This window comes from Celeribacter sp. HF31 (assembly GCF_011806455.1).
Taxonomy (GTDB): Bacteria; Pseudomonadota; Alphaproteobacteria; order Rhodobacterales; family Rhodobacteraceae; genus Celeribacter.
Genome location: NZ_JAATOT010000003.1, coordinates 336571 through 359674 on the forward strand (window position 1 = coordinate 336571; position 23104 = coordinate 359674).

The window sequence follows — 23104 nt, forward strand, 5'->3', positions numbered from 1 at the left end:
AGAGCAAGGTTTCGCGGCAAGAATGCTTTAGCTCACCGGGGAAAACCACTAAACCGGCGGGTAAGATAATCAAAAAGGGTCATCATGACGGGTTTTATCCTCTTTCAGAACGCGGTGTTGCGTGTGTTCCGCCACCTCGACGAAGCGCTGGCCGTGTCGGGTCTGATCTGGATCGGTATTCTGATCATTCAGATTTTGACTTATAATTTCATTGATATGGAGATTTTGAGATCCTTAGGAATCGCTTACCTGTCCTCCCAGGATAGAATTCTGCTGTTTTTGTCAAATCTGGTTATCGCGCTGGGCTCATGTTGGATTGCGGTTGAATGGCATATTTTTGCATTGCGCAGTGAGCGTCCGACATCCGCATTTCCAAAATTGCGTGGGGGTCAGACTGTGAGTTATTTGCTGCTCACAATGGGGCTTATCCTGCTTATTGGATTGGTAATCAGTTTGTTTTTCGTGGTGTTGTTTTCGATCTTGGGGACGGGTTTTGCACAGTCATTCGGAATGTTGTTCCTCATAGTTGTTATGGCATTGCCTGCGACATTCCTCTTTCTAAGGCTATCGCCAGTTTTGCCGAGTGTGGCCTTGGGAGAAAAATTACCTCTACGCGCGGCTTGGAATGCGACACAGCCGCATTCCGCTTTGTTGCTTCAGGCCGCTGTGCTCCTGATCGTCTTTTTTATTTTCATTCAAGCAGTTGTTCTGCTCTTTGGCGCAGGAATTCTTGGGCTCTTGGTTGAGCTGGTCGTTGGGTGGTTTTTCTTGATGATCAATGTCAGCCTTTTGTCTTCGATCTATGAGCTTGCGATGAAGGGACATTTGAATGACTGACCCGGAGAAATTCGCGCAAAAGGCACGTGAGGCGGAGGTCTTGGTAAGACGCCTTTTTGAGCCGACGCCCTGTTTGCGCAATGATCACCTCTCCCAAGCCTTCGATTGCGATGTCTGGTTGAAGCGCGAAGATTTGACGCCGGTGCGCTCGTATAAGCTGCGGGGCGCTTGGAATGCGATGATCAAGGCGCGCGAAAAAGACCCGAACATTGGGCTTTTTGTCTGTGCCTCTGCCGGAAACCATGCTCAGGGTGTGGCTTTTGCCTGTCGTCAGTTCGGGGTGCGCGGCGTGATTTTTATGCCGGTCACCACGCCACAGCAAAAGATCGATAAGACCAAGGTCTTTGGCGGTGAAATGGTCGAAATACGCCTGGTTGGGGACTATTTTGATAACACGCTTGAGGCCGCGAAAACCTATTGCGCAAGCGAGGGTGGCCATTTCCTGGCGCCTTTCGACGATCTCGACGTGATCGAGGGGCAGGCCACAGTGGCTGTCGAATTCATGTCCCAGATGGTGCCCGATGTCGTTGTGTTGCCGGTCGGCGGCGGCGGTCTTTCTGCGGGCGTGGTGTCCTACCTCAAAGCGACGGCTCCGCAAGCCGAGGTTTATTTTGTCGAACCTATGGGGGGACGATCTCTTGAAGCGGCTGTCGCCCAGGGGCATCCTGTGACCCTGTCTGATGTCGACAGTTTCGTAGATGGCGCAGCTGTCGCGCGGATCGGAGAGCTACCGTTCGAGTGTCTCAAAGACATTTCCCCAGATCATATCCTAGCCTGCCCGGAAGATCGCATTTGCTCCACGATGTTGGAGATGCTGAACGTTGAAGGCATCGTTTTGGAGCCCGCTGGCGCGCTTTCGATTGATGCACTTCAGGACATTCGCGAGCAAATTCGAGGCAAACGGGTCGTTTGTGTGACCTCTGGTGGCAACTTCGATTTCGAACGTTTGCCGGAGGTGAAAGAACGCGCCCAGAGATTCCGCAATCTCAAGAAATACTTCATCCTGCGTATGCCGCAGAGGCCTGGCGCCTTGCGCGAGTTTCTCGATATGCTCGGTCCCAATGACGACATCGCGCGGTTTGAGTATCTCAAGAAATCGGCTCGGAATTTTGGCTCAGTCTTGATCGGGATTGAGACGGATAATCCGGATAATTTTGCGCATTTGTTTGAAAAAATGGATGCCGCCGGACTGGTTTATCGAGACATCACGAGCGATCAGGCACTTGCGGAATTTGTTCTCTAAATAACGATTTACGCAGCCGATCTGCTTAGAAATTCAGCCCGCGATGCTGCGTAGCTGTTGAAAATTTTCGGGAGGTCGATCGTGTCTGTGTGACCCTGTCGTGCCGCCGTTTCACCCTCGTAACAGAGGGTGGAAAAAGCGGCGAACCCAAGGTTTAGGGAGCTGCCCTTTAGAAAATGCAAATCCTGTTCGAGCCGAGTTTCATCCGGCTGAGTTTGCATGCGCGCGATGGCCTCGTCGACCTCTTCGAGGAACAGCTCAACCACTTCCAAGAAGTCTTCTGCCCCGACTTCGTCACGCAATTCTTCCACTCGATTCCAGTCAATCATATGGCTCTCCATTTCACGGAGAATAGAACCCAAGAAGATTACTGATCAGTAAGGATGTGGCCTGATTTCTGGAAAATTTTACATTTAAGGCGGCATTAAACTGATCGGGTCATGTTCAGACATCAAGATGATTATGAGGACTCCGATTTTGGCCATCGCTCAAGAAAAACACGCATATCTTCAGGCCGTTCCTGAACGCGGTGTGGTGAATAACGTGCTGGTCGTCGATGATTCGCGGGCTCAGAGACGCATCCTGTCATCATATCTCGGGCGATGGGGGTATATGGTCTTCGAGGCGGCGTCGGGCGAAGAGGCACTAGAGGTTTGCCGATCCGAATCCGTTGATCTGGTCGTGTCGGACTGGATGATGCCTGGTATGAGTGGTTTGGAATTTTGTCAGGAATTTCGGAAACTTGAACGTGAGCACTACGGATATTTTATCCTCCTGACCTCCAAGTCCGACAAAACAGAGGTCGCTCAGGGTCTCGATATTGGTGCTGATGATTTTTTGACGAAACCTGTTGCTGGGGATGAACTCCTTGCGCGCATTCGCGCGGGTGAGCGCATCTTGCGTATGGAGCGAGAGCTGACGGAAAAGAACCGGCTCGTGAGTTCGACGTTGACGGAAATCTCTACGCTTTATGATTCTCTTGATCGTGACCTCGTTGAGGCGCGCAAGTTGCAGCAGTCTCTCGTCCGCGAACGGTTTCGTGATTTTTCTTCTGCGCAAGTGTCACTTTTGCTGCGCCCGAGCGGGCATGTCGGTGGAGATCTGGTCGGTTTTTTCCCGATCAATGATCATCAGTTTGGAATTTTTTCCATCGATGTGTCCGGTCACGGTATCGCTTCCGCGCTCATGACGGCGCGTCTTGCGGCCTATTTGTCGGGATCGACTGCTGAGCAAAACCTTGCGATCCAGGTCGGCGAAGATGGCTTGCATGTGCCGAGAAACCCGTCTGACGTAGCGGCCAACTTGAACCGACTGATGTTGGAGGAAATGGAGACAGATCTCTATTTCACTATGATTCTCGGTCATTTTAACCGCATGACTGGTGAGTTTGTGATGACCCAGTGTGGTCACCCAAATCCCATTCGGCAAACTCCCGAGGGTGTGGCCACATTTTTTGGTGGCGGCGGGCTTCCCGTCGGCTTGCTCCCATTTGCGGAATTCGAGGATGTTCAGATCACACTTGCGCCGGGCGAGCGCATTCTGGTGTTTTCAGATGGAGTGACGGAATGCCCGGATGGCGGGGATGGCATGCTCGGCGAAGAGGGTTTGGTTGAGATGTGTCATAAGATTTCCACAGAAACCGGAAATGCTTTTTTTGACACCTTTCTTTGGGATCTGAACAATTTCAACAATGACAAAGACTTCCCGGATGATATCTCGGCAATTCTTTTGGAATATTCCGGTCAAAATAGAGTCTGAAGAAAGGCTCTGTCTCCAGGGTTTCCAAGACTGATCATGGCTTGATCCAAACTTGCCCAATGGACGGAATGATCCTCCTCTGGCGGCTCCGCCAGTTTCCGTACCGGAAACGCCCGGTAGATATGGCAGATTTTCTCAGCCCAAAGATCGTATTCGGGCATAAAAACAAATCGGCGGAAAGCTCCAAGAAAGCGTGGATTAGCTATTCGCCACCCCGTTTCCTCATAGACTTCACGATGCAGAGCGTGGACAGGGCTTTCTCCGGGATCAATGCCGCCACCGGGGAGTTGAAATTCATGATGAATGCCTGCCTGATAGGTCAGTAAGACCTGATCGTTTCGAGGAAGAATAGCATAGGCACCGGGTCTTGCCCGATATGGTTTCCCTGAAATTTTGGGTTCTCCATATCTGCGCATGTGCCTGACCTTTCTTCAATGGTTGTTCCGCCTATATGAACAGGATATGCCAGCGCCGAATGTCAGGGAACGCAAAAATGCTCGGATCAAAAATCGCATGGGATGACACGGTTCTCCCGTTTCAGTTGGACGCCTCCGATATACGTGGTCGTGTGGTGCGCCTCGATGGTGTGCTGGATAAAATTCTGGCGCAGCACAATTATCCGAATGAGATCGAAGCTCTGGTCGCAGAAATGGCTTTGCTGACGGCGATGATCGGCCAAACCATCAAGCTGCGTTGGAAATTGTCGCTTCAAGTCCGCGGAGATGGCCCCGCGCGTTTGATTGCGACCGATTATTACGCACCGGCTTCCGAAGGTGAGCCCGGTCGCGTTCGTGCCTATGCGTCCTATGATGCGTCGCGTCTCGTACCGCGCGTCGACCCCTTTTCGCAAATCGGCAAAGGCTATTTCGCCATTCTGATCGATCAGGGCCAAGGCAATGTCCCTTATCAAGGCATCACGCCGATCTCCGGCGGATCTCTGTCGGCCTGTGCCGAAACCTATTTTGCGCAATCCGAACAGCTTCCGAGCCGGTTCGTTACCAGCTTTGGAAAATCCCAAACACCGGGCTCCGATGAAGGCTGGCGTGCCGGTGGCATGATGCTGCAAAAAATGCCGAAAGCCTCGCCCTTTGTCGCGCAATCGGAAGAGGGTGATGACAGCGGTCTGTTGCGCGCCTCCGACATCTTGGATGAGGATGATTTCGAGGATTGGAACCGCGCCAATATCCTGCTCGACACTGTTGAAGAGATGGAATTGGTTGGCCCGCGTGTGCAACCCACCGAACTGCTCGTGCGCCTGTTCCACGAAGACAAACCGCGCGTTTTCGATCCGCAGCCCATCGATTTCGGCTGTCAATGCTCCGAAGAGCGTGTGCGCGAAAGCCTCTCGATCTATTCTGCCAAAGACATCGCGCATATGACCACAGAAGAGGGCGTTGTGACGGCGGATTGTCAGTTTTGTGGGGCGCATTATGTGCTTGATCCCAAAACGCTGGGGTTCGAGGCGGAGGATAAACAGGATGGTGACGACGATTGATCGGAACGGCCTCGCGGCGCTTCTGCACAAATCCGGCGATCCGTCGTCGGATTTTGATCTGAACAAAGCGTTGCGGCCAAACCTCACGAGCCCCTTGCGCGCAGCTGGGGTGCTTATCCCGATCAAGGAAACGTCCGACGGTTTGCGTCTGATCCTGACCAAACGCTCTTCGGCGCTCAAGCACCACCCGGGACAGATTGCCTTTCCCGGTGGTCGGGTCGATCCCGAAGATCATGATCATGTCGCCGCAGCCCTACGCGAGGCCTATGAAGAAATCGGTCTTCTTCCCTCAAATGTGGATATTCTCGGCGAATTGCCAACACATCAAACCGTGACACAGTTTGAAATGTTCCCTGTTTTAGGCTGGATTAGAGACGAATTTACGCCAGTTCCTGAAGCGGGTGAGGTGTCTGAGGTCTTCGAGGTGCCGCTCGCGCATGTTCTGAACACGGATAATTTTTCGATCCAGTCGCGAAGTTGGCGTGGACAACTGCGCTCCTTCTATACGGTGCCTTACGGGCCTTACTATATCTGGGGCGCAACGGCGCGCATTTTGTGGGTCTTGGCGGATCGGGCAAGTCGATGAGAGTGACGGCCTCATGGATCACGTCACCCGCCGCAACGCGCGTCATGTCGATGTTCTCAGATGCGGGGGAAGAGGCGTTTTTCGTCGGTGGCTGTGTGCGCAACAGCCTGATGAAGGTGCCTGTGAGTGACCTTGATGTGTCGACATCCGTGCGTCCGGAGCGGGTCATGTCGCTGGCAAAAGCCTGTGGGTTGAATGCCATTCCCACCGGGATCGAGCATGGCACCGTGACCGTGGTTGTCGATGGTGAACCCTTTGAAATCACGACGTTTCGCAAAGATGTCGAAACCGACGGCCGACGCGCGGTCGTGGCCTTTTCCGACAGGCTTGAGGATGATGCGCATCGTCGCGATTTCACCATGAATGCGCTCTATGCGCGGGCGGATGGCACGATTGTTGATCCTTTGGAGGGTCTTGCAGATCTGGAGGCGCGGCGGGTGCGTTTTATCGACGATGCCAACCAGCGCATCCGCGAAGATTACCTTCGCATCCTGCGGTTTTTCCGGTTTCATGCCTGGTATGGTGATGATGAAGCAGGTCTGGATCCGGAGGGGCTTGCAGCCTGTGCGCAGAATGTCGAAGGGCTTTCCCAACTGTCGAAAGAGCGTATCGGCGCGGAGTTGATCAAGCTTTTGTCTGCCTCTGAACCCGACCGTGCCCTTGCCGCCATGGATCATGCTGGCGTTCTTAACGCTCTTCTGCCTGGGGCCACCACCAAAGCTTTTTTCCTTTTGACCACATTCGAGCAAAGCGTGGACCCGGTTGTTCGTCTGGCCGCGCTGGGACAGTTTGATGTGGCGGAGCTTTTGCGGCTATCGAAACAACAAACTCGTCAATATGACACGCTTAGGGCCTATGTCGAATGCGATAAATCGATCCGTGAGATTGCCTATCGCGAGGGCAAAAAGATGGCCTTGGATGTGGCGGCTTTGCGGGCCGCATTTTTTGAACAGTCCATGGATGCATCTTTGTCCGCAGAGATTGAAAAGGCCGCCAAGGCAAAATTTCCGGTCTCAGCACAGGATCTCTTGGCCGATTTTTCGGGGCCTGCGCTGGGCACTATATTGCGGAATTTAGAGCGGGCGTGGATCGAAAGCGGATTTCGTCTCACATATGAAGACCTCATGAAAAAGGCGGAGCGTGATGGATCAGTTTGAAATCGTGCGTTTGGGGCATAAGGGCGACGGCATCACCGCTGACGGGATTTTTGTCCCCAATACTCTACCAGGCGAAGTGGTCGAAGGCCTCGAAGAGGCGGGCAGGGTCCCTGGCGCGCGGATTGTGACCCCTTCGGAGGATCGCGTGCGTCCGGCATGTCGTCATGCAAAGTCTTGTGGTGGCTGTTCTTTGCAGCATGCCTCTGAGGATTTCGTGGCGCAATGGAAGTCGGATTTCGTGAAATCAGCCCTTGAAAATCAAGGCATTTCCGCTGAATTCGGCACTATTTTGACCTCTCCTGACCGAAGTCGGCGGCGGGCGGTTTTTCATGGGCGACGTACGAAAAAGGGAACGATGGTGGGGTTGCACGCCCGAGCATCGGACAGTTTGGTCGAAGTACCCGATTGTATCCTGATGGTGCCTGAGATCATGCAAGCCTATGGCGCCTTGAACAGGCTTGTTGAATTGGGGGGCTCGCGGCGTGGCGAGATGGATATCACCGTGATTTCCTCGGACAGCGGGCTCGATATTTCAGTGAAGAACGGCAAGCCACTCGATTTGGACATGCGTGTCGAATTGGGCAGTTTTGTGCGGGATTTGTCTCTGTCTCGCCTGTCTTGGAATAGCGAAGACCTTGCGGGTGAGGCTTTGCCTTATCTGTCGTTTGGCAAGGCGCGGATTGTGCCACCAGCTGGCGCATTCTTGCAGGCGACAGCGGAAGGGGAGGCGGCTCTTGTGGCCTTGATGCGTAAAGCGGTCGAAGGCGCGGATCGTGTGATTGATCTGTTTTCTGGATGCGGGACGTTTTCTCTTCCCATCGCGGAGCATGCGGAGGTGCATGCTGTCGAAGGTGTCACCGATATGCTTGAGGCTTTGAGCAAAGGCTGGCGTCAGTCGCAGGGGCTAAAGGCAGTGACGGTCGAGACCCGCGATTTGTTTCGCCAACCTGTGCGCGACGATGAGTTGAATGCGTATGACGCCGCCATCATCGACCCGCCTCGGCCCGGCGCCTTGGCGCAATGTGATGAGATCGCGAAAAGCCGTCTCAACACGGTCGGATTCGTGTCCTGCAACCCGATCACATTCGCGCGGGATGCGAAGGTTTTGAGCGAAGCGGGCTTTGAAATCGACTGGATTGTGCCCGTGGATCAATTCCGCTGGTCGCCGCATGTGGAAATTGCGGCCTGTTTTAAGCGCCGCTGACACGAGAAAATATTGTCCTGACTCACCGATCAGGTGTATTTCTGTAAAAAAACATATCGGGCAGAGATCATGGATCGACGGGTATTCATCACAACGGCTGCGGCCGCATTAACCTTTTCCTCTGGGGCTTTCGCGCGCACGCTGAAGCCCTATAGAGGACCAGAAATCACGCGCGTCGTGATCTATAAAGAGCGCCGCAAGCTCTACCTTTTGCATCATGAAGACGTCGTGAAATCGTTCAAGATCGGGCTGGGCGGAAACCCCATCGGTCCGAAGCGGTTCGAAGGCGATGGCAAAACGCCCGAAGGCAGCTACATCATCGACCGCCGCAATCCGAATTCATCCTATCATTTGTCGTTGGGGATTTCCTATCCGAACGATCAGGACAGGGCCTATGCCGAATCTTTCGGGCGGCGTCCGGGCGGTGACATTTTCATCCACGGGCGTGCGGGCGAAAATCGCGGCAAGGGCAAGGATTGGACCGCAGGCTGTATTGCGGTCCGGGATCGTCAGATCGAGAAAATTTACACCATGGTGCAGGACGGCACCCAAGTGGATATTTTCCCGTAAGAGATTGATTTAATATCGCTATTAGTTCGAAGCGAGGGTTGTGGTTTGGGCGCCGATCAACAGCGTCCACCACAGTTTCCCATTGTCTTCCTGATACCAGGAAAAGCCAATGTCGGTCGCCTTCGGATCGAGGATGATGTCGCGCGTGTCGCTTTGCTCCATCCAGGCCGACAGGGTTTCAAGCTCGGTCTCATAGGTCTCGGAAATATTCTCGCCCAGCATCATGCCGGGGTAGCCGGAACGTGCCACGCGGTCGAGCGGCGAGGAGCCGTCAGACCCGAAATGCCAAGGGCGATTTTGCACGTGCATATCGCGCGAATGGGTCGCTGCGGCGGCATTGAGATTTGCGTTCAACGCGACAGGCGGCGCACCCGCGGCAGAGCGAAGCGCGTTGATCGAGTCGAGCATCCGATATTGGATCGTGCCCTCATCTCTCGCGTTGATGCGGTACACGCGGGGCAAAGGCTTTCCATCCGGACCAAGCCGTTCTGTCGGCGTGTCACATGCCGTCAATCCGATAAGGGCCACGATGAGGATAGCGATAATCCGGGACATGCCAGATACTCCATGACTGTTCTTCGGATGGATTAAACGCTTTGTTCGGAAGGATCAAATCATGTTCGCGGGTTTTCGCTGTGATCGATAGTTTGATTTGCGACTGAGACAAACGCGCCATATAAGACGGCGTACTCCCCATATCATGAATGGTCTCGTCCCATGAGTAAGACATCTGTTTCCAAGGTTTCCCGCCGTGCCTTTGTGGCCGGATCAACCGCGCTCATGGCGCAGCCGGTTCTGGCGCAAACGCAGGGCACAACCGAGATCGAAGGCGATATTTCGACCATGGTGCGCCGGAATATCTCGAGCTTTCGCTCGCTCGATTGGCGTCCCTATTTCAGCACTCTGACAAATGGCGCGATTCTCGTCGATACGACCTCGCGCGCGCTGCACTTCTGGAGCGCAGATCAGAGCGTTTATAAATTGTACCCGACTTCCGTGCCCTTGACGGAAGACCTGACTCGGCGTGGTCGTACCTCGGTGATCCGAAAAGTCGAAGGGCCAAGCTGGTCTCCGACGCCCGCGATGAAGGTGCGTAACCCGGAGTGGCCGGATTTTGTTGGCCCGGGTCCGAATAACCCGCTTGGCACCCATGCGCTCTACCTGTCCTGGCAATATTACCGCATCCACGGCACGCATGACACGCGCAAGATCGGCCGTCGGTCTTCGAATGGCTGCATCGGTCTCTACAACGAACATATTGCAGAGTTGTTTGATCTTGCTAATGTTGGTACACAAGTGTTGCTAATTTGACGACAAGCCCCAAGAAAATTGTCACGTCCATGCGGAGTGATTGATTTTCCTACAGTTTGAGCTCTATAGCTTCGTTGTGTAACAAACCTGCCCTCTTTTGTGGGGTTTAAGGAGGATTGACTATGAAAAAACTCGCTGCTGCTGCCGTTTTCGCTCTGGCTGGCACCGCTTCTTTCGCTGGTGGCTACTCTGAGCCGGTTATCGAAGCTCCGGTTGTTGTTGAAGAAACTTCTTCTTCTTCCGCTGGTGGCTACGTTGTGCCGCTTCTGATCCTGGCACTGGTTGCTGCTGCTGTTGCTGCTGACTAATAGTCTGCAATGCAGTTGAAAATTTAAAAGGGCGGCTCGTTTGAGCCGCCCTTTTCATTTGTCTTTGCGTTCGGCTTTATAGGCGGGGGGATTAAACCCATCCCGCCAGGTTTTTACGGATTTGACCCAAGAGTGCTTCGATATGAAGCGGGTCATCGTTCAAGCAGGGAATGTAGAGAAACTCCTCGCCACCGGCGTGCTCAAAGCTTTCCTTGATCTCTTCGTTGATCTCCTCGAGCGTCTCGATGCAATCGGCGGAAAAGGCGGGCGCACAGACCGCGATGCTCTTGTTGCCCTTCTCGGCCTGACGCGCGACCTCTTCGACGGTGTAGGGCTGAAGCCACTCCTCGGGACCGAATTTCGACTGGAACGTCGTCATGATTTGCGTGTCATCCCAGCCCAGCCGCTCTTTCAAAAGACGTGTCGTTTTTTGACATTGGCAATGATAGGGATCACCGCCCTCTTTGAGGTAGCGCTCAGGCAGCCCGTGATAGGAGCAAATCAGGATGTCCGGTTTCTTTTCCGCACTCGCATAAGCACGTTCAACGGACTGGGCGAGCGCATGGATATAGGTCGGATCGTCAAAATAGGGCGGGACTGTCCGGCTCGCGGGTTGCCAGTTTTCCGCCATGAGCGCGCGAAAGAATTGATCGTTTGCCGTCGCGGTCGTGGCGCCCGCGTATTGCGGATAGAGCGGGAAAAACAGGATTTTCGAACAGCCCTCGGACACCAGTTTCTCGACCTTAGATTTTGTCGAGGGATTGCCGTATCGCATACAGAAATCGACCATGACACGATCCCCGAACTCGGCTTTCAGCCCGGTTTTGATCGCGGCCACCTGTCGTTTAGTGATCGTCATCAAAGGACTTTCGTCCGCCTCAGTATTCCAGATCGACCGATAGGCCGCGCCGGATTTCGACGGGCGAAAGGTCAAAACGATGCCTTGCAGGATCGGTTGCCATTTCCATTTCGGATAGTCGATCACGCGTTTGTCGGACAGAAATTCGTTCAGATACCGCCGCATGGACCAGTAGTCCGTATTGTCGGGCGTGCCGAGATTGGCGATCAAGACGCCGATTTTCTCGGTCGGAACTTTCGGGTGATCTTTTGGAGCATGCACCGGACAGGTGGCATCCGGTGCAGTCATGTTCAGCCGGGTGGGCTTCATTTGTCCCATGGGATTTCCTTTTTCTTTAGGCTTAGGATGGTGTCAGATCGGGTCAAGTCAACTGTCGGGCAGTTTGAATTCTTCGGTTTGGAGCGCGGACGCCAGACTCATCTTTGCTGAGCCAGGCATGAGAGGTTTCGGCTGGCTGGCATCGGGCGCCCATCCGGTCAGAAACACCAGATCAAAGGTCGCGACCAGACGGCCCTCTTCGGCAAAGTGATCTTTGTAAAGCTGTTCGGCATGATTGAACATGGCCTTGCCGCCAGTGGATTTCTTGCGCGCAGTGAGGGCATTGCCTTCTCCCATGGCACGCAGATCGGCGGCCATACGGGCCAGTGATGCATAGCTCACCTTCCGCACGCTTTTGTCTGCCACGGGCAGGGCAAATGAGGCGCGCTGCAACAGAGCGCCCAGATCGCGCAGTTCGCCCATCGGCAAGACCCGCGGCGAGAGCCCGCCCGCGATCATGCTTTCTGCCTGCCCAAGACAGGCGCGCAACTCGTTCAGGGTCTGATCTCCGAGGAAAGCGGCAATCATCAATCCATCGGGTTTCAAGGCGCGGTTGCATTGGATGAGCTGTCCGACCGGATCATTGGCCCAATGCAGGCTCATGGCGTGGATCACCAGATCATGCGTCCGTTCTTCCAGCGCCAGCACGTCGTCATCGGGCACGATTGTCGCGTCGGGGAACCACTTGGCCCAAATTTCGGGAAAACCGGTGACGATGGCAGGCGACGTAAACGATTTGTTAACCATGTCGAGCCGATCTTCGATCTCGAAACGAGCCTCGTCGTGTAGAAAAAAATCTCCACCCCTCCGCAAGGCGCGGCGGCGATTTCGGGCCAACTGGTCCCGATCGACCAAAGGGGCAGGCTGCGACATGGGATGTCCTGACAATGTCTTTGCGTTCAAAGCGCAATGTAGAAAGGTGAGCGGGAAATGCAAAGGCTGGCAAAGCTGATCTACCCGGCTCAATGTCTCACCTGCGACGAAATGATCGAGGTGACGCGGGGTTTGTGCCCGACATGTTGGTCGAATACGCCGTTTATCGTCGATCATCCCTGCGAGGCTTGCGGTCGTCCTTTGATCGGCGATGCGCAGGAGGGTGATCTGTGTGACGATTGCCGCGCGCAGCCTAGGGCCTGGGATCGGGGTCGGGCCGCGATGCTTTATGCGGGCAACGGGCGCTCCATCGTGCTCAGGTTCAAACATGGCGACCGCACAGATCTGGCCCATTCCGCGGGTCAATGGCTCGCCAATGCGGCGGAGCCCCTGATTACGCCTGACACAGTTGTGGCGCCGGTGCCCTTGCATTGGGTTCGCATCCTGAGGCGGCGGTACAATCAGGCGGCTTTGCTCGCCGCGCGCGTCGCGAAACTGCATGATCGACCCTATATCCCGGACCTTTTGAAACGCTCCAGCGCGACGCGCACTCTGGATGGCATGACCGCAGAACAAAGGCGCGACACGGTTGCGGGCGCTATTCAGATCACCGCAAAACGTGCCGACAAGATCAAGGGCAAACGGGTTTTGCTCATTGATGATGTGATGACAACTGGGGCGACATTGACCCAATGCGCAGAGGCTTGTCTTGCCGCAGGTGCGAAAGGTGTGGACGTCGCGGTTCTGGCACGCGTGGACAGGGAGGCCTAAATCCTTATAGTCGCGGCGAACAAAAGGATTTTCCCATGCAACCTGTCACGCTCTACACGACCCCCATCTGCCCCTATTGCATCGCAGCAAAGCGTCTGCTCGATTCGAAAGGTGTCACCTACACCGACATCGACGTCATGCGCGATCCGACAAAGCGCCAGGAGATGATGCAAAAATCCAACGGTGGCCATACCGTGCCACAGATTTTCATTGGCGACACCCATGTCGGCGGCTGCGATGAGCTGCATGCTTTGGAGCGCGCGGGGAAACTCGATCCTCTTTTGGCGGATTGAGGCATGATCAAAGTCGGCCTCGTCACCCTCAATTCAAGCGATGATCCTCTCGCGAACCTGCCCGTCACATTGAACTATGTGAATGCGGCAGCGGAGGCGGGCGCCGAGATCGTGATGACGCCGGAGGTCACCAATTGCGTGTCCTCGTCGCGGGCGCATCAGATGGAGGTTCTCTGTCATGAGGCCGACGACCCGACGCTGAAAGCGCTGCGTGATGTGGCGCGTTTGCGCAGGATTTGGGTCTTGATCGGCTCGCTGGGGCTCAAAACCGATGACCCGGACGGGCGTTTTGCGAACCGCTCTTTCCTGATCGACCCGGAGGGAGAGATCAAAGCCAGCTATGACAAGATTCACATGTTCGATGTGGATGTCAGCGAGACGGAACGCTATCGCGAATCCGATGGCTATCGCCCCGGCGAAAAGGCCGTTGTCGCCACGACGCCTATGGGCAAGATCGGCATGACGATCTGCTACGATCTGCGTTTTCCGCATCTGCATCGGACACTCGCCAAAGCCGGTGCCGAGATCATAACCCAGCCCGCCGCCTTTACCGCCGTCACCGGCGAGGCGCATTGGCATAGCCTGTTGCGGGCGCGGGCGATTGAGACGGGGTGCTTTGTCCTGGCGCCGGCGCAGACCGGGCATCACAAGGAAAAGCGCGATGTGAATCGCCGGACTTATGGCCATTCGCTGGCTGTGTCGCCTTGGGGCGAAGTGATCTTTGATGGCGGAGTCGAGCCGGGTTGGGGTCTTGTCGAGATTGATTTGGACGAGGTTACCAAGGCCCGCAAGCGGATTCCTGCGCTCACGCATGATCGCGACTTCGAGGTCTCACATGACTGAGACTCCAAACCACGATGCCCTCTCTGTGGCGCTGTTTTCCGAAATTTTCATGGCCGATCAGTTGGCGCGAAACCGGCTGACCAAGGCTTTGCCAAAGGGCATGGAGATCAGCCATTTTTCCGTGCTCAACCATCTGGCCCGCGCCAATGACGAACGCTCCCCGGCGCAGCTGGCGCGCGCCTTTCATGTCACGCGGGGCGCGATGACCAACACGCTCAACAAATTGGAATGGGCGGGCCATGTGCACATTCGCCCCGACTGGGACGATGCGCGACGCAAATTCGTGTCCATCTCGCCATCGGGCCGTGCGGCAAGAGACGCAGCCTTGGCGGCGATCGCCCCGATCCTGTCGGAGGTTGTCGAAGCGATTGGTGTCGATAAAGTGAAAGCAGCTTTGCCCGTGCTGCGGGAAATGCGTATTCGGTTGGAAGATGACGGATCTTAAGACGCTTGAGCTGTCTACGGATTTGATCGTGATGGGCGATCAATCTGAGTGGACGGAATATACGGACCGGTTCGTGCAGCGGACCCCGACGCAGCCGGATTTCTGGTTCGGCAACCGGACGATTTTCAAAACTCTCCCAGAACATGCGACCGATGTCGAAGACCAAATTTCCATGGCTCAGGCGGACAACCCGGGTGCAGGATTTACTGTGATGTTTTGGGATGTTGCGGAAGCAGACCTTACACCCTTTGCGAATTTGTTTGAGGCGTCTGGCTATGAAATCGAAACGGGTATCACGCTCGCAGGGGATGCGGCGCGTCGTCCGGGTTTACCAGCAGGAGTAGTCTTTCGCCAAATCGTGTCTGATGCGGATTGGGGTGCGGTGATAGACTTGCAGCTCGCCGGAATGATTGGCGATGGTTTCGATCCAAACACAGCAGAAAGCTACATCCAAAAGAGCTTTGCACGAAGACGTCAGGTCAGCGCGGCGGGGCGTGGTGGATGGTTCGGGCTGTTCGAGGGTGATCTGCTTGTGGCCGATATGGGGTTGGTCTGGTCGCCAGATCTGGTGCGCTATCAATCGGTAGAAACCCGCGAGAGCCATCGCCGCCGGGGATTTTGCGCGGTCCTTCTCGGCGAAGTCAGTGCTTTTGCCTCAAAACGGTTTCCGGACGCACGTCAGGTCATTGTGGCGGAAGCGGGCACATCCGCCGCGCGCCTCTATGAGCGCGCGGGATTTGTGCCGGTTGAGCGAGTGGTCTCTGCCTCCCGGACGCCGAAATAGACCCTATTCCGGCTTGATCGAGGCTGTCACGTAGTTCACGGAGAGATCACGCGCAGAGGTCGACCAGCTCCACAGGATCGGGTTGAAGACAAATCCCTTGCGATCCACCGGGTTGAGGCCCGCCTTCGAGATCAGATCGAACAATTCATCTGGCGTAATGAATTTCTTCCACTCATGCGTCCCGCGCGGCAGCCAGCGCATCACCACTTCGGCGCCGAAAATCGCCATGGCGTAGCTTTTCGGATTGCGGTTCAACGTCGAACAGATCATCAGCCCGCCGGGTTTCAAAAGCTGCTGACAAGCGGTCAGATAGGCCAGCGGGTCTGCGACATGTTCGACCACTTCCATGTTGAGCACGACGTCGAATTGCTCGCCCGACTCCGCCAGCGCTTCTGCGGTGGTGTTGCGATAGTCGATTTCAAGGCCGGATTGCTCGGCATGGACCTGGGCCACAGGGATGTTGCGTTCTGCGGCATCTGCACCCACCACGGTGGCGCCAAGGCGCGCCATCGGTTCGGACAAAAGTCCGCCACCACAGCCGATGTCCAAAAGGCGCAGCCCCTCAAAGGGTTTGTCGGAGGCCAGATCACGCCCGAATTCGGCGGCAATCTGTGTCACGATGTAATCGAGCCGCACCGGGTTCATCATGTGCAACGGCTTGAATTTCCCGGTCGGATCCCACCATTCGGCAGCCATCGCTTCGAATTTCGCGACCTCATGGGGGTCAATGGTGGTTTGCATGATCGCCTCCTTCATGTTCAAATCCGTCCGCCGGGACTATGACTTAGTCCGCTCTATATAGGATTTCCATGGACAAGGTCTCAGGCCAAAAGAGCGCATATTCGTATCTCTACCCTCAAATCGCGGTCTATGACCACCGCATGTTGGAGGTCGGGGACGGACATCAATTATATGTCGAACAAAGCGGCAATCCAGCAGGGATCCCGGTGGTGGTCTTGCATGGCGGTCCGGGCGGCGGGTGCAGCCCCTATATGCGGCGCTATTTCGACCCGTCCAAATATCGCATCATCCTGTTCGATCAGCGCGGCTGTGGCAAATCCCGGCCCTTTGCTTCGGTTGAGGCCAATACGACCCAGCATCTCATCGCGGATATCGAAAAAATAAGGCTCGAACTCGGCGTGGAACGCTGGATTGTCTTTGGCGGAAGCTGGGGGGCGACCTTGGGGTTGGCCTACACACAGGCCCATCCAGAACGTGTGCTTCATCTCGTGTTGCGCGGCGTGTTCACGGCGCGTCAAAGCGAGCTGGACTGGTTCTACGCGGGTGGCGCAGGGCAGTTTTGGCCGGATCTCTGGGCCGAATTCCGCGACGCTATTCCGGAAGAAGAGCGCGGAGATTTGATCGCGGCCTATCATCGGCGCTTGTTCAGTGGCGATCACAAGGAGGAGATCGTCTACGGGCGTATCTGGTCGCGCTGGGAAAACGCTTTGGCGTCGATTTCCACGGACGGTGTCGTGGGCGAGCCGGGGCCGGAATACGCCCGCACCTTTGCCAGGATCGAGAATCACTACTTTATCAATGGGGCGTTCTTCGATCACGACAGCCAGCTTATGACCAATATCGACCACATGGCCAACGTGCCGGGCACCATCGTGCAGGGCCGCTTCGATATGATCTGTCCGCCTGCGACGGCCTATGAGCTGAACCGCGTTTGGCCGAAATCAAAGCTGATCATGGTGGGGCGCGCTGGGCATGCTTTGTCTGAGCCGGGGATCACCCAGGCTTTGGTCATGACGATGGACCGGCTCGGCGACCTTCTTGGCGATCTCATGGGCTGACACGCTATAGGGCTTGCAGTTTCGCCTTGTCGCGCGTATATGCCTTGCCAACAGCGGCGCTGTCGGGAGTTCCCGAAGCTCCACCGAGAAAGATCGACGGGCCGCGCGCCCGTTTTTTTGTGCCCTCATCCAAGGGCCAAGTCCCGAAGTGAACCGTATCGAAAGAGGCCTCTCAATGTCGGACCTGATTGCAAAAACCGCGATCGACCGCCGGATGGCGGAAATCGTGGGCCCCGTCATCGAAGGCATGGGGTTTGAACTTGTGCGCGTGCGTCTGATGTCTTCGACCAAATCGAAGACCCTTCAGATCATGGCTGAACGCCCGACGGGCGGCATCGAAGTGGACGAATGTGCGGAGATTTCCACCGCCGTTTCTGCTATTCTCGACGTCGAAGACCCGATCGAAGATGAATATACGCTCGAAGTGTCGAGCCCCGGCATCGACCGTCCTCTGACGCGTTTGAAGGACTTCGACACGTTTGAGGGCCATGAGGTCAAGATCGAGACCACCGAGATGATCGACGGTCGCCGCCGCTTCAAAGGCCAGTTGGCCGGCGTCGAGGGCGACGATGTTCTGATCACCATCGAAGAAGGTGGCGAGGACGTGACCATCGGGCTGAACTTTGACTGGCTGTCGGACGCCAAACTTGTGCTGACCGATGAGCTGATCCGCGAAATGCTGCGCCAACGGAAATCCGATGGGGCAATTGACGAGAACCAATTTGACGAAATCCAGACCGACGACGGGTCTTCAGAGGATTGAGAGAGGACTGAGTAATGGCAATCACCTCTGCAAACCAGCTTGAGCTGTTGCAAACCGCCGAGGCCGTGGCCCGCGAGAAAATGATCGACCCGAATCTCGTGGTCGAAGCGATGGAAGAATCCCTCGCCCGTGCCGCGAAGTCGCGTTACGGCGCCGAGATGGACATCCGCGTCTCCATCGACCGCAAGACGGGCCGCGCCACCTTTACCCGTGTGCGGACCGTGGTCGAGGACGAAGAGCTTGAGAACTACCAAGCCGAGCTGACCGTGGAACAGGCCAAGCAATATATGGCCGACCCGCAGATCGGTGACGAGATCAAGGACGAGGTCCCGCCGGTGGAGCTTGGCCGGATCGCCGCGCAATCCGCGAAACAGGTCATCCTGCAAAAAGTGCGCGAAGCCGAGCGTGATCGCCAGTTCGACGAGTTCAAGGACCGCGTCGGCACGATCATCAACGGTGTCGTGAAGCGCGAAGAATACGGCAATGTGATCGTCGACATCGGTCGTGGCGAAGGCATCCTGCGCCGCAACGAAAAGATCGGTCGCGAGGCCTATCGCCCGAACGACCGCATCCGTTGCTTCATCAAAGACGTGCGCCGCGAAGCGCGCGGTCCGCAGGTCTTCTTGTCCCGCACCGCGCCGGAATTCATGGCCGAACTGTTCAAGATGGAAGTGCCGGAGATTTACGACGGTATCATCGAGATCAAAGCCGTGGCCCGCGATCCGGGCTCGCGCGCGAAGATCGCCGTGATTTCCTATGACGGCTCCATCGACCCCGTCGGCGCCTGTGTCGGTATGCGCGGCTCGCGTGTTCAGGCCGTGGTGAACGAGCTTCAGGGCGAGAAAATCGACATCATTCCGTGGAATGACGATCAGCCGACCTTCCTCGTGAACGCTCTGCAACCGGCGGAAGTCACCAAGGTGGTGCTCGACGAGGATGCAGGCAAAATCGAGGTCGTGGTGCCGGATGAGCAACTGTCGCTCGCCATCGGCCGTCGCGGTCAGAACGTGCGTCTGGCGTCTCAGCTGACCGGTCTCGACATCGACATCCTGACCGAAGCCGAAGAATCCGAGCGTCGCCAGAAAGAATTCGCGGCCCGCACGCAGCTCTTCATGGATGCGCTCGATCTGGACGAATTCTTCGCCCAGCTTCTGGTCTCCGAAGGCTTCACCAACCTCGAAGAGGTGGCTTACGTCGAGGTCGACGAGCTTCTGGTCATCGACGGCGTGGACGAAGACACCGCCAACGAGCTGCAAGCCCGTGCCCGCGACGTGCTCGAAGAGGCCAATCGCAAGGCGATGGAACACGCCCGCGAGCTGGGTGTCGAGGACAGCCTTGTTGACTTTGAGGGTCTGACACCCCAGATGATTGAGGCACTGGCCGAGGACGGCGTGAAATCGCTCGAAGATTTCGCGACCTGCGCGGACTGGGAGCTGGCCGGTGGCTGGACCACGGTGAATGGCGAACGCATCAAGGACGACGGTGTCCTCGAAAAATTCGACGTTTCCCTCGAAGAGGCTCAGAACATGGTGATGACGGCGCGTATCCAGCTTGGCTGGGTCGACCCGTCCGACCTTGAAACCGAAGAAGACGCTGCGGACGTGGACGCGGCGGAAGAAGGAAGCGAGGCCTGATTTTCAGGCCTTGCCCAAAAGGTGATTGATGACCCGAGGCGGTATGGTGAAATCGAAAGATGAGACGGAGCGGCGCTGTATCGTGTCGCGGGAGGCTGAGCCCAAGCGCGGCCTCATCCGTTTTGTCGTCTCGCCCGACGGTCTCGTGGTCCCCGACCTGGCGGAAAAACTGCCGGGTCGCGGCATCTGGGTCAGCGCGGATCGTGCGGTTTTGGAAGAAGCAGTTAAGAAAAAGCTGTTCGCCAAGGCCGCCCGCACGCAGGTGACGGTGCCCGATGATTTTGTAAACCTGATCGAGGCCGGCTTGGCCGATCGGGTGGTGCATCTGATTTCGCTCGCGCGCAAGGCGGGCGGAGCAGTGTGTGGATTTGAGAAAGTGAAGAGCTGGTTGGCGGATGGGCACGCAAAAGTGCTTCTCCAGGCCTCCGATGGCTCGGAACGCGGAAAAGGCAAACTTTGGACACCTGAGGGGGGCCGTTGGTTCGGTCATCTGACGAGTTCCGAATTGGGTTTGGCTTTTGGCCGCGAAAGTGTGATACATGGCGCGCTCTCAGGTGGCGGACTCAGCAAACGTGTTGTAGAGGAAGCCAACCGCCTTTTGGGCGTGCGCGAGACAATCGGTGGAGAGGGCTCCACCGGGAAGGGTAAGACGACGAAATGAGCGATACAGACGGCAAAAAAACCCTCGGCCTTCGTGGTGGTTCCGGTTCGGTGAAGCAGAGCTTCTCCCACGGGCGTACGAAGAATGTCGTGGTCGAAACCAAACGCAAACGTGTTGTGGTGCCGAAGCCGGGTGCTTCGAAGTCGTCGGGCTCCGGAAACCCTGCGCTGGGCGATCCGTCCAAACGTCCGGCAGGCATTTCGGATGCTGAAATGGAGCGCCGGATGAAGGCGCTTGCTGCTGCGAAAGCGGCGGAGGCCGATGAGGCGCAAAAGCGCGCTGAAGACGAGAAAGCCCGCGAAGAAGAGCGCGAGCGCCGTCGTCGCGAGATCGAAGAAAAGGCCCGCGAAGAAGCGGAGCGCGAAGCCGCGCTGAAAGCCAAGGAAGAGGAAGAAGCGCGCGCGAAGAAAGAAGCCGAAGAGGCGAAAAAGCGCGAAGCTGAAGCTCGTAAGAAACCGGCTGCCGCTCCGGCGCCGAAGGCGGACGATCCGGCGGCCGCCCAAGCGGCCCTGCAAAAACAGCAGGATCGCGGTGGCCGTGCCCCGGCAGCGGCGCCCCGTGGCCGTGAGCGCGAAGACGACAACCGCAACAACCGCGGCAAAGGTGGCGACAACCGTCGCTCCGGTAAGCTGACCGTGAACCAGGCGCTGACCGGCGGCGAAGGCGGGCGTCAACGCTCGATGGCCGCAATGAAGCGCAAACAGGAACGCATGCGTCAAAAGGCCATGGGTGGCAACGACTCGCGTGAAAAGGTTGTGCGTGACGTGCAGGTTCCGGAAACCATCGTGGTCTCCGAACTGGCGAACCGTATGGCCGAACGTGTGGCTGACGTGGTGAAATCGCTCATGAAAATGGGCATGATGGTCACGCAGAACCAATCCATCGATGCCGACACCGCCGAGCTGATCGTCGAGGAATTCGGCCACCGCATCCAGCGTGTGTCCGATGCCGACGTCGAGGATGTGATCTCGCAGGTCGTGGATGCGCCGGAAACGCTGCAAGCGCGTCCGCCGGTGATCACCATCATGGGCCACGTGGACCATGGTAAAACCTCGCTGCTCGACGCGATCCGCAACGCCAATGTGACCTCCGGCGAAGCTGGCGGGATCACGCAGCATATCGGTGCCTATCAGGTGAAAACAGAATCCGGTGCGGTTCTGTCCTTCCTCGATACACCCGGCCACGCCGCCTTTACCTCCATGCGTTCGCGCGGGGCTCAGGTGACGGACATCGTGGTTCTGGTTGTGGCCGCAGACGACTCGGTCATGCCGCAGACGATCGAAGCCATCAACCACGCGAAAGCGGCGGAAGTTCCGATCATCGTGGCGATCAACAAATGCGACAAACCGGACGCGGACCCGATGAAGGTGCGCACCGAGTTGCTGCAATACGAAGTGATCGTTGAGGAAATGTCCGGTGACGTGCAGGACGTTGAAGTCTCTGCGAAAACCGGCAAGGGCCTTGATCAACTGCTCGAATCCATCGCGCTTCAGGCCGAGATTCTTGAACTGAAAGCCAACCCGGATCGCGCTGCCGAAGGTGCCGTGATCGAGGCGCAGCTCGATGTGGGCCGTGGTCCGGTCGCGACCGTTCTGGTTCAAAAAGGCACGCTGAAACGTGGTGACATCTTCGTCGTGGGTGAGCAGTGGGGTAAGGTCCGCGCACTCGTGAACGACAAAGGGGATCGCGTCGAAGAGGCAGGTCCCTCGGTTCCGGTCGAGGTTCTGGGTCTCAACGGCACGCCAGAAGCCGGTGACGTGTTGAACGTTGTTGATACCGAAGCGCAGGCGCGTGAGATTGCCGAGTACCGCGAACAAGCGGCGAAGGACAAACGCGCCGCGGCCGGTGCTGCGACCACGCTGGATCAGCTTTTGGCGAAAGCCAAGGCGGATGAAAACGTTGCCGAGCTGCCGATCCTCGTGAAAGCGGACGTGCAGGGCTCTGCCGAAGCCATCGTTCAGGCGATGGAAAAGATCGGCAACGACGAGGTGCGCGTGCGCGTGCTGCACTACGGTGTGGGCGCGATCACGGAATCCGACATCGGCCTGGCCGAAGCTTCGGGTGCGCCTGTGATCGGCTTTAACGTGCGTGCAAACGCTCCGGCGCGGAACTCCGCGAACCAGAAAGGCGTCGAAATCCGCTATTATTCCGTGATCTACGACCTCGTGGATGACGTGAAAGCGGCGGCTTCGGGTCTGTTGTCTGCGGAAATTCGTGAGAACTTCATCGGTTATGCGGAAATTCGCGAAGTCTTCAAAGTGTCGGGTGTGGGCAAGGTTGCCGGCTGTCTCGTCACCGAAGGCGTGGCGCGCCGTTCTGCCGGTGTGCGCCTCCTGCGCGACGACGTTGTGATCCACGAAGGTACGTTGAAAACGCTCAAACGCTTCAAAGACGAAGTCAAAGAAGTGCTGTCCGGTCAGGAATGCGGTATGGCCTTTGAAAACTACGATGACATTCGCCCTGGCGATGTGATCGAGATCTTCGAACGTGAGGAAGTCGAGCGTAATCTCGACTGATCCACATCGGATCATCAAACAACAAAAAAGGCGGGCTATGGGCCCGCCTTTTTCGTGTGTAACAAACTGCTGATCT

Annotated in this window: 26 protein-coding genes; 20 read left to right on the top strand and 6 right to left on the bottom strand. The window is 56.5% G+C overall.

The window, feature by feature from the left end; genetic code table 11:
* Nucleotides 1–84: 84 nt before the first annotated feature.
* Nucleotides 85–837 (top strand): hypothetical protein, encoded by a 753-nt coding sequence (locus HCZ23_RS07875; RefSeq protein WP_167601182.1) that lies wholly within the window; start codon nt 85–87, stop codon nt 835–837.
* Nucleotides 830–2080 (top strand): threonine ammonia-lyase IlvA, encoded by a 1251-nt coding sequence (gene ilvA, locus HCZ23_RS07880; protein ID WP_167601183.1) that lies wholly within the window; start codon nt 830–832, stop codon nt 2078–2080. The genes HCZ23_RS07875 and ilvA overlap by 8 nt, the downstream gene beginning before the upstream one ends.
* Before the next feature lie 8 nt (nt 2081–2088).
* Here ilvA and HCZ23_RS07885 read toward each other — a convergent pair whose 3' ends face one another.
* Nucleotides 2089–2409 carry an Hpt domain-containing protein gene (locus tag HCZ23_RS07885; RefSeq protein ID WP_167601184.1) on the bottom strand — a complete coding sequence of 107 codons (321 nt, stop codon included), beginning with the start codon at nt 2407–2409 and terminating at the stop codon, nt 2089–2091.
* 148 nt (nt 2410–2557) lie between these two features.
* On the opposite strand from HCZ23_RS07885, the gene HCZ23_RS07890 reads away from it, so the two are divergent.
* Nucleotides 2558–3838, top strand: a complete 1281-nt coding sequence (locus HCZ23_RS07890; protein WP_254870006.1) for a PP2C family protein-serine/threonine phosphatase — start codon at nt 2558–2560, stop codon at nt 3836–3838.
* Here the strand turns inward: HCZ23_RS07890 and HCZ23_RS07895 are convergent.
* Nucleotides 3823–4254: an NUDIX hydrolase gene (locus HCZ23_RS07895; protein ID WP_167601186.1), complete on the bottom strand. Its 432-nt coding sequence runs from the start codon at nt 4252–4254 to the stop codon at nt 3823–3825. The two genes, HCZ23_RS07890 and HCZ23_RS07895, sit on opposite strands and share 16 nt — an antisense overlap.
* A gap of 77 nt (nt 4255–4331) precedes the next feature.
* Here HCZ23_RS07895 and HCZ23_RS07900 point away from each other — a divergent pair, with 77 nt between their 5' ends.
* The 5 genes from HCZ23_RS07900 (at nt 4332) to HCZ23_RS07920 (ending at nt 8850) form a co-directional block, all read left to right on the top strand.
* Nucleotides 4332–5333, top strand: a complete 1002-nt coding sequence (locus tag HCZ23_RS07900) for an Hsp33 family molecular chaperone HslO (RefSeq protein WP_167601187.1) — start codon at nt 4332–4334, stop codon at nt 5331–5333.
* Nucleotides 5317–5919 carry a CoA pyrophosphatase gene (locus tag HCZ23_RS07905; RefSeq protein WP_167601188.1) on the top strand — a complete coding sequence of 201 codons (603 nt, stop codon included), beginning with the start codon at nt 5317–5319 and terminating at the stop codon, nt 5917–5919. Before HCZ23_RS07900 ends, HCZ23_RS07905 begins: the two co-directional genes overlap by 17 nt.
* Nucleotides 5920–5963: 44 nt before the next feature.
* Nucleotides 5964–7076, top strand: a complete 1113-nt coding sequence (locus HCZ23_RS07910) for a CCA tRNA nucleotidyltransferase (RefSeq protein WP_254870007.1) — start codon at nt 5964–5966, stop codon at nt 7074–7076.
* Complete coding sequence (locus HCZ23_RS07915; protein WP_167601190.1) at nt 7063–8280, top strand: class I SAM-dependent RNA methyltransferase; 1218 nt, start codon at nt 7063–7065, stop codon at nt 8278–8280. Before HCZ23_RS07910 ends, HCZ23_RS07915 begins: the two co-directional genes overlap by 14 nt.
* A 69-nt stretch (nt 8281–8349) precedes the next feature.
* Nucleotides 8350–8850 (top strand): murein L,D-transpeptidase family protein, encoded by a 501-nt coding sequence (locus HCZ23_RS07920; protein WP_167601191.1) that lies wholly within the window; start codon nt 8350–8352, stop codon nt 8848–8850.
* Nucleotides 8851–8871: 21 nt separating this feature from the next.
* On the opposite strand, the gene HCZ23_RS07925 is transcribed toward HCZ23_RS07920, so the two are convergent.
* Complete coding sequence (locus tag HCZ23_RS07925) at nt 8872–9405, bottom strand: CAP domain-containing protein (protein WP_167601192.1); 534 nt, start codon at nt 9403–9405, stop codon at nt 8872–8874.
* A 162-nt stretch (nt 9406–9567) separates the two neighbouring features.
* Here HCZ23_RS07925 and HCZ23_RS07930 point away from each other — a divergent pair, with 162 nt between their 5' ends.
* Nucleotides 9568–10161 (top strand): L,D-transpeptidase, encoded by a 594-nt coding sequence (locus tag HCZ23_RS07930; RefSeq protein ID WP_167601193.1) that lies wholly within the window; start codon nt 9568–9570, stop codon nt 10159–10161.
* A gap of 122 nt (nt 10162–10283) precedes the next feature.
* On the top strand, nt 10284–10469 hold the full coding sequence (locus HCZ23_RS07935; RefSeq protein WP_167601194.1) for a hypothetical protein: 186 nt from the start codon (nt 10284–10286) through the stop codon (nt 10467–10469).
* Between the two features lie 91 nt (nt 10470–10560).
* On the opposite strand, the gene hemH is transcribed toward HCZ23_RS07935, so the two are convergent.
* Together hemH and HCZ23_RS07945 are read right to left on the bottom strand one after the other, a co-directional pair.
* The gene (gene hemH / locus HCZ23_RS07940; protein WP_254870009.1) at nt 10561–11646 is read right to left on the bottom strand and encodes a ferrochelatase; all 1086 of its coding nucleotides are present in this window, start codon (nt 11644–11646) and stop codon (nt 10561–10563) included.
* Nucleotides 11647–11694: 48 nt separating this feature from the next.
* The gene (locus HCZ23_RS07945) at nt 11695–12393 is read right to left on the bottom strand and encodes a methyltransferase domain-containing protein (protein WP_368487314.1); all 699 of its coding nucleotides are present in this window, start codon (nt 12391–12393) and stop codon (nt 11695–11697) included.
* Nucleotides 12394–12576: 183 nt separating this feature from the next.
* Between HCZ23_RS07945 and HCZ23_RS07950 the strand changes: the two genes are divergently transcribed.
* The 5 genes from HCZ23_RS07950 to HCZ23_RS07970 are packed head-to-tail and all read left to right on the top strand — an operon-like array spanning nt 12577 to nt 15655.
* The gene (locus tag HCZ23_RS07950) at nt 12577–13290 is read left to right on the top strand and encodes a ComF family protein (RefSeq protein WP_167601196.1); all 714 of its coding nucleotides are present in this window, start codon (nt 12577–12579) and stop codon (nt 13288–13290) included.
* 35 nt (nt 13291–13325) lie between these two features.
* Complete coding sequence (gene grxC / locus HCZ23_RS07955) at nt 13326–13583, top strand: glutaredoxin 3 (protein ID WP_167601197.1); 258 nt, start codon at nt 13326–13328, stop codon at nt 13581–13583.
* A gap of 3 nt (nt 13584–13586) precedes the next feature.
* Nucleotides 13587–14426 carry a carbon-nitrogen hydrolase family protein gene (locus HCZ23_RS07960; RefSeq protein ID WP_175580881.1) on the top strand — a complete coding sequence of 280 codons (840 nt, stop codon included), beginning with the start codon at nt 13587–13589 and terminating at the stop codon, nt 14424–14426.
* Nucleotides 14419–14871 (top strand): MarR family winged helix-turn-helix transcriptional regulator, encoded by a 453-nt coding sequence (locus HCZ23_RS07965; RefSeq protein WP_167601198.1) that lies wholly within the window; start codon nt 14419–14421, stop codon nt 14869–14871. The genes HCZ23_RS07960 and HCZ23_RS07965 overlap by 8 nt, the downstream gene beginning before the upstream one ends.
* Before the next feature lie 31 nt (nt 14872–14902).
* Nucleotides 14903–15655, top strand: a complete 753-nt coding sequence (locus tag HCZ23_RS07970) for a GNAT family N-acetyltransferase (RefSeq protein ID WP_167601199.1) — start codon at nt 14903–14905, stop codon at nt 15653–15655.
* Nucleotides 15656–15658: 3 nt separating this feature from the next.
* Here the strand turns inward: HCZ23_RS07970 and ubiG are convergent, their stop codons facing one another.
* Complete coding sequence (gene ubiG / locus HCZ23_RS07975; RefSeq protein WP_167601200.1) at nt 15659–16396, bottom strand: bifunctional 2-polyprenyl-6-hydroxyphenol methylase/3-demethylubiquinol 3-O-methyltransferase UbiG; 738 nt, start codon at nt 16394–16396, stop codon at nt 15659–15661.
* Nucleotides 16397–16464: 68 nt separating this feature from the next.
* Here ubiG and pip point away from each other — a divergent pair, with 68 nt between their 5' ends.
* From pip to infB, 5 genes are all read left to right on the top strand, one after another.
* Entirely contained in the window at nt 16465–17454 is a 990-nt protein-coding gene (pip, locus tag HCZ23_RS07980; protein WP_167601201.1) for a prolyl aminopeptidase, read from the top strand.
* Nucleotides 17455–17629: 175 nt separating this feature from the next.
* Nucleotides 17630–18217: a ribosome maturation factor RimP gene (rimP, locus tag HCZ23_RS07985; protein WP_167601202.1), complete on the top strand. Its 588-nt coding sequence runs from the start codon at nt 17630–17632 to the stop codon at nt 18215–18217.
* 14 nt (nt 18218–18231) lie between these two features.
* Nucleotides 18232–19851, top strand: a complete 1620-nt coding sequence (gene nusA / locus HCZ23_RS07990) for a transcription termination factor NusA (protein WP_167601203.1) — start codon at nt 18232–18234, stop codon at nt 19849–19851.
* A gap of 28 nt (nt 19852–19879) precedes the next feature.
* The gene (locus HCZ23_RS07995) at nt 19880–20512 is read left to right on the top strand and encodes an RNA-binding protein (protein ID WP_167601204.1); all 633 of its coding nucleotides are present in this window, start codon (nt 19880–19882) and stop codon (nt 20510–20512) included.
* Nucleotides 20509–23028, top strand: coding sequence for a translation initiation factor IF-2 (gene infB, locus HCZ23_RS08000; RefSeq protein ID WP_167601205.1), 2520 nt, complete (start codon nt 20509–20511; stop codon nt 23026–23028). Before HCZ23_RS07995 ends, infB begins: the two co-directional genes overlap by 4 nt.
* Nucleotides 23029–23104: the final 76 nt, after the last annotated feature.